Origin of the sequence: Acinetobacter sp. KAM396, from assembly GCF_021602765.1 — a bacterium.
GTDB classification, from domain to species: domain Bacteria; phylum Pseudomonadota; class Gammaproteobacteria; order Pseudomonadales; family Moraxellaceae; genus Acinetobacter; species Acinetobacter towneri_A.
Window position 1 is genome coordinate 1 of sequence record NZ_BPPH01000052.1, and the last position, 8,470, is coordinate 8,470.

Genomic DNA, 8,470 nt, shown 5'->3' on the forward strand with positions numbered 1-8,470 from the left:
CCACAGAATGATGTCACGCTGAAAATGCCGGCCTTTGAATGGGTTCATGTGCAGCTCCATCAGCAAAAGGGGATGATAAGTTTATCACCACCGACTATTTGCAACAGTGCCAACAATACGAATAAGATCAACATGGCGAAACCAATGCCTAGGTAAAATCCTATAGTCTTTTTTAATTGACCTGTAAGGCCAGAATTTAGCCCCATAAAATTTACAGGGCCTGGGCTATACATAACGCTTAATGTATAAAGAAATATTTCCACAGAGTTCACTCAATTAGATAGCAATAAACATCAAAGAGAGAACGGTATCGAGTTATAGGCCTTAAAGATTGTACGTTTGTGCTGAACTAATTAAAAATTTCTATTTAACTTATGTTCACCTAAAGTTCACTTCATAAGTGTATAAAGAAACTATGTATTGTATTTTCAATTGCTTATATAAATATTAGTCTTGGTTTAGAATTTTAAAGTTCATGAACTATGAGAAAAAACTAAGATACGATCAAAATTGTAGAACAACAAAATTATTTATACTAATTTACAAGCCACGCTGTTTAAGCGTGTCATTAAAAAATAAATCTTTTAATCTCTCCACACAATCTCCACACAATCTCCACACAACATCAGCAATTCATAAACACTGCTATTTCAAAATAGTAGTATCTAAAACCCCCCCTCTGAAAAAGCATGTCAACACATTATCATTTAATAGGTTCAATACTTATTACAACTGTACTTTTAATCGGCTGTACACAAGCCAAAGATGCTGAACAGTCCCCAACAGAAATGCCACCAGCGGTTGTCAGTACCATCACGGTATTACCGCATTCCATGAATTTAATTGAAAATCTTCCAGGCCGTGTTGTCGCTTACCGTATTGCTGAAATTCGCCCGCAAGTAGGTGGAATTGTTGATAAAGTACTTTTTAAGCAAGGCTCTTATGTGCAAGCAGGTCAACCGCTTTTTAAATTGAATTCTGAAATATTTCAGGCAGATGTAAAAAGCAATCAAGCCACTTTAAACCGTGCACAAGCTGAGGTGACACGTTTGCAGGTGCTGTTAAAACGCTACACTGAATTAGTAAAAGTAAATGCGGTTAGTCAGCAGGAATACAACAATACCGAAGCAGATTATCAAAAAGCAAAAGCCGATGTGGCGCAAATGCAAGCCATGTTAAGCAGACAACAACTTAATCTTAAATATGCGACTGTTACAGCCCCTATCTCGGGAACGATTGGTGAAATCTTAGTGACTGAGGGTGCATTAGTTGGTCAAGGTGATACTAATGCAATGGCCGTAATACAACAGATTAATAAAGTCTATGTTGATGTAAAGCAATCAATTAGTGATTATGAAAAACTACAGGAAGCTTTACAGCAAGGTGACGTGTCAAATACCAAACATACGGTTGAAATCCTAAATAGTCAGGGTAAACCTTATAACGTTACAGGTGAAATCCTATTTTCGGATACTAAAGTTGATCCTGATACGGGTGATGTCACAATCCGTATTTTAGCCAATAATGAAAATCAAAAACTTTTGCCAGGCATGTATGTTCGAGTCAATATGAGCCGAGCTCAAGTTGAAAATGCGCTCCTAGTTCCAGAACAAGCGATTCAACATGATATTAGTGGTAAAGCCAATGTTACGATTGTTAATCAAAAAGGTTTAGCGCAAAGCAAGCCTGTTCAGCTTGGTCAACGTTATCAAAATAACTATGTGATCAAACAAGGGTTACAAGCAGGTGAGAAAGTCATTGTTGAAGGGGCTGATCGTATACAGCCTGAGCAAAAATTAAAAATTAAGCAGTGGCAACCTACAAATATTAAGGAAAATGGAGGACAGCAATAATGTCCCAATTTTTCATTAGGCGTCCTATTTTTGCATGGGTGATTGCTTTATTTATTATTCTGTTGGGTGTACTAAGCATCCCCAAGTTACCTATTGCACGATTCCCAAGTGTTGCGCCACCACAGATTAGTATTACGGCAATCTATCCAGGTGCTACGCCAAAAACATTGAATGATAGTGTTGTGACCTTGATTGAGCGGGAAATGTCAGGTGTCAAAAACTTACTTTATTACAGTTCAAGTTCAGATAGTTCTGGAACAGCAACAATCACCGCAACATTTAAACCAGGTACAGATGTAGAACTTGCACAAATTGATGTGCAAAACAAAATTAAAGCCATTGAGTCACGCTTACCTCAAACAGTGCGACAACAAGGGCTGATGGTCGATGCTGCGTCGTCTGGTTTTTTAATGATGGTGGGCTTAAGTTCACCGAATGGCAAATATAGTGAAATTGATGTCAGTGACTATATGACTCGCTATGTGATTGAAGAATTAAAGCGGGTTGACGGTGTTGGTAAAGTCCAAAATTTTGGTGCTGAAAAAGCCATGCGGATTTGGGTCGATCCAGATCGTTTGGTTTCTTATGGATTGAGTATTCAAGATGTGAATACAGCCATCCAAAACCAAAACTTGCCGATATCACCAGGTCGTATTGGTGATGTTCCTGCTTTGACGGGGCAACAAATTACTATTCCTTTAACTGCTCAAGGTCAATTAGAAACTGTAGAGCAATTCAAGAAAATTAGTTTACGTGCTCAACAAAATGGCGCCAATGTTCGACTGTCGGATGTCGCTCGTGTCGAAATCGGGGCACAGATGTATAACTTTGCGATTTTAGAAAATGGCAAAGCCTCTACAGCTGTGGCGATACAAATGAGTCCTGGTGCCAACGCTGTCAAGACTGCAGAAGGTGTTAAAGCGAAAATTGAACAGTTAGGTTCAGCACTGCCTGATGGTATGAAATTCTCTATACCTTACGACACTGCACCTTTTGTAAAAATCTCGATTGAAAAAGTAATCATGACATTGCTTGAAGCTATGGCATTAGTTTTTATTGTCATGTTTATCTTTTTACACAATGTTCGATACACCTTAATTCCGGCGATTGTTGCACCGATTGCATTGCTTGGCACATTCTCAGTCATGCTGCTTGCTGGTTTTTCGATTAATGTGCTGACCATGTTCGGTATGGTGCTTGCGATCGGGATTATTGTCGATGATGCGATTGTGGTCATTGAGAATGTTGAACGCATTATGGCGACAGAAGGCTTATCTCCAGTTGAAGCCACATCTAAAGCCATGAAGGAAATTACCAATCCGATTATTGGCATCACCTTAGTGTTAGCCGCTGTATTCTTGCCGATGGCATTGGCGTCAGGCTCAGTGGGGATTATCTATCGTCAGTTCACCATTACCATGTCGGTTTCAATTTTATTCTCAGCTTTCCTTGCACTGACATTAACCCCTGCGTTATGTGCAACGATGTTAAAACCGATTGATCAAGACCATCAGAAAAAGGGTGTTTTTGCATCGTTTGATCGCAGTTTTGAGAAGCTGAACAATCGCTATGAACGCAGTTTATTTAAAGTAATTAAACATAAAACCCTCGCAATGTTATGTTTCTTAGGCATTGTCATTGTGCTGATTTTTAGTTTTAAACACGTTCCGACTGCGTTTATGCCAGAAGAAGATCAGGGGTGGTTTATGACTTCGATTCAACTTCCTGCGGATGCAACTCAAGAACGTACCCGTAAAGTCGTTGCTGAGTTTCAAAATTATTTAGACCAAGAAACGGGGATTAAAGACAATATGGCGGTCTTAGGTTTTGGTTTTAGTGGATCTGGTCAGAATACAGCGATGTATTTTACCAATCTATTGCCATTCGAAGAGCGTACTATTACGGCACAAGAAGTCGTGAATAATGCCAATATAGCGATGGCTGAAAGTTCAGAAGGTCAAACCATGTCTGTGTTACCACCAGCAATTGATGAATTGGGTAACTCATCTGGTTTTTCACTGAGATTATTAGATCGTGGCAATATTGGCATGCCTGCTTTAAGAGAAGCACAAGATCAGCTTTTAGCATTAGCAGCACAAAGTAAAATCGTGGCGGAGGTCTATCCTGAAGGTTTGCCAGATGGCAGTTCTGTACAGCTTAAAATTGATAGAGATAAATTGCAGGCATTAGGTGTTAATTTCAGTGATGTGACCGATATTATTTCAACCTCAATGGGTTCGATGTATATCAATGATTTTCCAAATCATGACCGTATGCAGCAAGTCATTGTGCAACTTGATGCCAAATCACGCATGAGTATTGAAGATATTCTTCAGATTAAGGTGAACAGTCAAAGCGGTAAATTGGTTTCAATGTCTGAAATAATTACTCCAATTTGGCAACATTCCCCACAACAATACAATCGTTACAACGGTCGTCCATCATTGAGTATTTCTGGCAGTCCAGCAGCAGGTATATCTTCAGGACAAGCCATGACTGAGATGGAAAATTTGATTGAACAACTTCCGAAAGGTGTGGGTTATGAGTGGACTGGGATTTCTCTAGAAGAAAAACAGTCGGAATCACAAACCTTGTTTTTATTACTGTTGTCGATGTTAGTCGTTTTCCTTGTCTTGGCAGCGCTTTATGAAAGCTGGTCAATTCCATTCTCTGTGATGCTAGTTGTCCCTCTAGGGTTGATTGGCGCCTTTTTAGCAGTAATGTTACGTGGTATGCCAAATGATATTTTCTTTAAGGTCGGCATGATCACGATTATTGGTCTATCTGCAAAGAATGCTATTTTGATTGTTGAGTTTGCAAAAGCACTAAGAGAAGAAGGAATGGGTTTAGTGGAGGCAACCGTTGCAGCCGCTAAATTGCGCTTACGTCCAATCCTAATGACATCTTTGGCATTTACCTGTGGCGTTATTCCTTTAGTCATTGCCAGTGGCGCTAGTTCTGAAACTCAAAAAGCGATTGGTACAGGCGTCTTTGGCGGCATGATCAGCGCAACAATTCTAGCTGTTATTTTTGTACCGATTTTCTTTATTGTCGTCATGAGCATGGTTGAGAAATTCTCGAAACGTAAAGCGGCACATTAAGCATCAAAACTGAGAATAAAAGCTGTGGGTTAACGAGTTTAGCCCACAACAAATCTTTCATTTACATCTTTATTTCAGAATTGATTTAATAAACCATCAATATAGGTTTAATCATGAAAGCTACCAATCTTGATCCGAAACGCTGGTGGATATTGCTCGCTGTCGTGCTTGCATTTCTGCCGATTGTGATTGATATGACTGTACTGCATGTTGCGGTTCCCTCATTAACCCAATCGCTGAGTGCCACAAGTAACCAAGTCTTATGGATTATTGATATTTATCCATTACTTATGGCTGGACTTTTAGTTCCGATGGGAACTTTGGCTGATCGTGTCGGCAATCGTAAGATTCTGCTGATTGGCTTGGTTATATTTGGAATTGCCTCAGTCCTTGCGGCATTTTCCCAAACGGCTTCTATGCTGATTGCCGCACGTGCTTTATTAGCATTAGGCGGTGCCATGATTATGCCCTGTGTATTGGGTATTATTCGCAGAACCTTCGAAGACAGTCGCGAACGTGCCATTGCGCTGGGTATTTGGGGCACAATCGGATCAGCCGGTGCCGCCATTGGACCGCTCATTGGTGGGGGATTGTTAGAATATTTCTGGTGGGGTTCAGTTTTCCTGATTAACGTCCCAATCATGCTGGTTGTCGCACCAATGTGCTATTTCTTATTGTCCCGAAAAGAAGCTATAACCCCTGGACATTGGGCATTTGGTCAAGCGCTATTGCTGATTGTCGGTTTGATTTCGTTTGTATATGCACTAAAAGCAGGCTTAGGCGGTAAACAGTCGTTGTTGATTGTCTTGCCTTTGGTCGTTTTATCTATCGGCTTATTAACCATATTTGTACGCAAACAGCTGAATTCTCCTCAGCCGATGCTAGATCTTTCGCTATTTTCACGTCCTGCTATTTTAGCCGGCATTATTATGGCAATGGTTGCTGCAGGCGCTTTGGCAGGGGTTGAGTTAACTTTGGCAATGGAGCTGCAATATGTCATTCGTTTAACACCGCTGCAAGCCGGTCTTTTTATGGTTCCGATTATGGTTGCGGCCGCTATTGGCGGGCCTATTGCTGGTTTTTTATCCAATAAATTTGGACTCCGTCTGGTTGCGACCATGTCATTAATATTGGCAGCAATTGCGTTGGTCAGTTTGAGTTATTCAGATTTTCATCATCCGGGAATCATCGTTCCCTTTATTTTAGCTTCGATTGGATTAACACTGAGTATTGGTTTAACAGCTTCATCCATTGCGATCATGGGCTCAGTACCTGCAGAAAAGGGCGGTGCGGCAGGTTCACTTGAAAGTACAGGTTATGAACTGGGTACAGGACTAGGTATTACTTTATTTGGTGTTTTCATGGCCTATATATTTGGCAGTCATCTTCAAGTGCCGTCAGATTTAACTGCTGTTTTAGCAGAAAAAGCCAGACTTTCGATTGGTGATACCTATTTAGTGGCGAGCCAGTTACCCGTTGAACAAGGTACAGCATTGATTAACGCAGGTAAAATTGCCTTCAGTTCAGCTCATGTTAATTTATTATTAACAGCAGGGATTATCATCGGGATACTCTCCATTGTGGTATTTTTTATGCTAGCTAAATATCGAGATGAGAATTCATTGTGATGAAATTTATTTGAGGATCATCAAACAGAATGGTTAAGTTCAGACATCAATTTATCTTAAATTTATGGTTTAAATTAAGCCGTATTAATCTGAACTTAACACATTATAAATGAGTTGATGTCTTACGATTTAGTTGAATAGTAAAACAGCTGCCACCTAAGTTTTTGGATTTAGAATAATAAATATGACCTTGGTGTGCTTCAATAATTGCATCAATCACTGCCAAGCCTAATCCAGTACCGCCATCTAGACATGATCTAGAGTCTTCCAGTCGATAGAAGGGTTTGAACAGGTGTTTAAGATGCGATTCATCAATACCAGGACCTTCATCTTCAAACGTCAATACCCAATGTTCTGCTGTGGTTACAGATGTAATATTTATTTTTCCAGCATTCGAATATCTTAGAAAGTTAGAGAACAATGCAATAAAGACCTGTTCCATCCTTCTTATATCAACGCAAACCAATTTATCCGTCAAATTTAAAACAATAGTTAAACCTTTAACATGAAACCGTTCATTAAACATCTGCAGACATTTTTCAATACTATTTTTTAAATTGGTCTTTTCTAGTTCTAATCGTAATTGTTTATTTTCAATAAGTGTCAGTGTCCGTAAATCTTCCACAAGGTAAGATAAGCCTTCGACTTGGTTCAATAAGCTTAGGTGTAAAGCTTTATCGGCAATAAATATACCATCGACAATACCTTGCAAGCGACCTTGTAATATTGTCACAGGTGTTCGTAATTCATGTGCAATTGCAGCATTCCAAACAGTTGAATTCTTAACTGATACTTCAAGTTGGTTTGCCATTTCATTGAAGTTCTCAATAAGAGACTTGATTTCATGTGGAATATCATGATGTGGCTGTTTAATTCTGAGTGCTAAATTGCCTTGTTGAATTTGTTGAATAACATCTGCTAAATCACTAATTGGCTGTGTATAGCGTTTTCCATATTTAAAGGCGAGGATAGTAGAAAGAAAAAAGCCTGTTAATAGCACTAAAAACAGCCAGATAAAGTCAACGGAGGTAACTGAAAATTCATTTGAATTAATAACTTGTGTATTTAGAAAACCTATTTTTATCGCCCAGCTATAAACAAAATAGCCAATCATGAAAGATAACAGCGTAATGCCTAAATTGAATAGGCTCATCATGATAATAAACTGGAAGTTAATTCCAACAGAATTTTTAAAAAAGTTAAATTTCATGATTTTGATCTAAGCGATACCCCACGCCACGGACATTGATTAATAAGCCATTTACATCATTTTCTTCAAGTTTTTTGCGTAATTTGCTGATATGGCTATCTACAGTGCGATCTAAAGCATCACTTTCAGGCATACAGTTTTGGATCAATTCATTACGTGTAAAGACTTTATTCGGTGTTTTTGCCATCAAAAACAGTATCTTATACTCAGTTAACGTAAGGTTGAGCAACTGATTTCTTTGACCATTTGAAATGTAAACTTGATGATGATCTGGATTAATTTCAATATTTCTATAACGAATAATATTAGTTATTTCCATATTTTGGCTTGTACTTCGTCTAAGTACGGCTTGTATTCGTGCAATCACTTCGTTTGGGTTAAATGGCTTAATAATAAAGTCATCAGCACCCATTTTTAGCCCCATGATCTTATTCACTTGATCATCTAAGGCAGTCAGCATAATGACAGGTAAATGACTTGTTTGACGGATGATTTGTAGAATTTCCCAGCCATTTAGTTTGGGTAATTTAATATCAAGGAGAATCAGGTCGATAGAGTTGGCTTTTAGAGAGGTGGTCCCACTTGTTTGAACAACTAAAAGCGTATTTATAAGTGATATTCCGCTCTAGTTAAGCCACCTTGTTTTGTTGGGGTAGCTGATCATAGTAAAACTCATTT

Annotated in this window: 4 protein-coding genes and 2 pseudogenes; 3 read left to right on the forward strand and 3 right to left on the reverse strand. The window is 38.9% G+C overall.

The window, feature by feature from the left end:
• Positions 1-113 precede the first annotated feature (113 nt).
• Positions 114-263 (reverse strand): annotated as a pseudogene (locus tag L6C30_RS13875) (LysE family translocator); the annotation flags it as partial.
• A gap of 426 nt (positions 264-689) precedes the next feature.
• Here L6C30_RS13875 and L6C30_RS13880 point away from each other — a divergent pair.
• The 3 genes from L6C30_RS13880 to L6C30_RS13890 all read left to right on the forward strand — a co-directional run bounded on the left by L6C30_RS13880 (position 690) and on the right by L6C30_RS13890 (position 6,582).
• On the forward strand, positions 690-1,853 hold the full coding sequence (locus L6C30_RS13880) for an efflux RND transporter periplasmic adaptor subunit (protein WP_032073150.1): 1,164 nt from the start codon (positions 690-692) through the stop codon (positions 1,851-1,853).
• Complete coding sequence (locus tag L6C30_RS13885) at positions 1,850-4,954, forward strand: multidrug efflux RND transporter permease subunit (RefSeq protein WP_270915313.1); 3,105 nt, start codon at positions 1,850-1,852, stop codon at positions 4,952-4,954. The genes L6C30_RS13880 and L6C30_RS13885 overlap by 4 nt, the downstream gene beginning before the upstream one ends.
• Positions 4,955-5,067: 113 nt before the next feature.
• On the forward strand, positions 5,068-6,582 hold the full coding sequence (locus L6C30_RS13890; RefSeq protein ID WP_032073148.1) for an MFS transporter: 1,515 nt from the start codon (positions 5,068-5,070) through the stop codon (positions 6,580-6,582).
• A gap of 103 nt (positions 6,583-6,685) precedes the next feature.
• Here L6C30_RS13890 and adeS read toward each other — a convergent pair whose 3' ends face one another.
• Positions 6,686-7,792 carry a two-component sensor histidine kinase AdeS gene (adeS, locus tag L6C30_RS13895; RefSeq protein WP_032073131.1) on the reverse strand — a complete coding sequence of 369 codons (1,107 nt, stop codon included), beginning with the start codon at positions 7,790-7,792 and terminating at the stop codon, positions 6,686-6,688.
• Positions 7,782-8,354: pseudogene (locus L6C30_RS13900) on the reverse strand (winged helix-turn-helix domain-containing protein); the annotation flags it as partial. The gene adeS and the pseudogene L6C30_RS13900, both read right to left, overlap by 11 nt.
• Between the last annotated feature and the right edge of the window lie 116 nt (positions 8,355-8,470).